The following is a 1007-nucleotide window of genomic DNA, read 5'->3' on the forward strand; positions in this document are numbered from 1 at the left end:
CGCCAGGCGCTGACGGCGGAGCGGTTCGTGGCGTGTCCGTTCGCCGCCGGTGAGCGCATGTACCGCACCGGCGACCTGGTCCGCTGGCGCACGGACGGCCAGCTGGAGTTCGTCGGACGCGCCGACGACCAGGTCAAACTCCGCGGCTTCCGCATCGAGCCCGGCGAAGTCGAATCCCGCCTCACCGAATGCGACGGAGTACGCCAAGCCGCCGTACTCGTACGCGAAGACACCCCCGGCGACCAACGCCTGGTCGCCTACATCGTCCCCGACCTCCAGACAGCCGCCGCAGCAGACACCCGAAACAGCGGGGACTCACACGTAGAGGAATGGCGGGAGATCTACAACTCCGTCTACTCCGACAGCGAGACTCCCCCATTCGGCGAGGACTTCTCCGGCTGGGACAGCTCCTACACCGGTGAGCCGATCGCGCTGACGCAGATGCGGGACTGGCGCGACGCCGCCGTGCGACAGGTTCAGGACCTGGGCGCGAAACGCATTCTCGAAATCGGCGTGGGATCAGGCCTGTTGATGGCCCACCTCGCCAAGACAGCACAGGAGTACTGGGGCACCGACCTGTCCGCCGCCGTCATCGACCGACTGCGCGACGAGGTGGAACGGGCCGACCTGTCGGAACGGGTCCACCTGCGCTGCCAGGCGGCCCACTCCTTCGAAGGACTGCCGGTCGGGCACTTCGACACGGTGCTGATCAACTCCGTCATCCAGTACTTCCCCGACAGCGACTACCTCTCCCGCGTCATCGACCAGGCCCTGGCCGCCCTCGCACCCGGCGGCCGCATCGTCATCGGCGACGTCCGCAACGCCGGAACACTGCGCGCACTCCACACCGCGATACGCCACGGCCACAGCGCCACGACCCGTACGGCGGTCGACCGGGCGGTCATGCTCGAGAAGGAACTGGTCGTCGCCCCCGAGTACTTCACCGACCTGGCCGCACACGACCAACGGATCAACGCGGTCGACATCCAGCTCAAACAAGGCGCCCA

Annotated in this window: 1 protein-coding gene; it reads left to right on the forward strand. The window is 67.6% G+C overall.

Translation table 11 applies throughout. The features are described from left to right. Window positions 1-1007 (forward strand): methyltransferase (locus ACZ4D5_RS43460; protein WP_467778077.1); only part of this gene is annotated, 1007 nt, incomplete at both ends.

It is taken from the genome of Streptomyces sp. NPDC025651 (genome assembly GCF_055558735.1).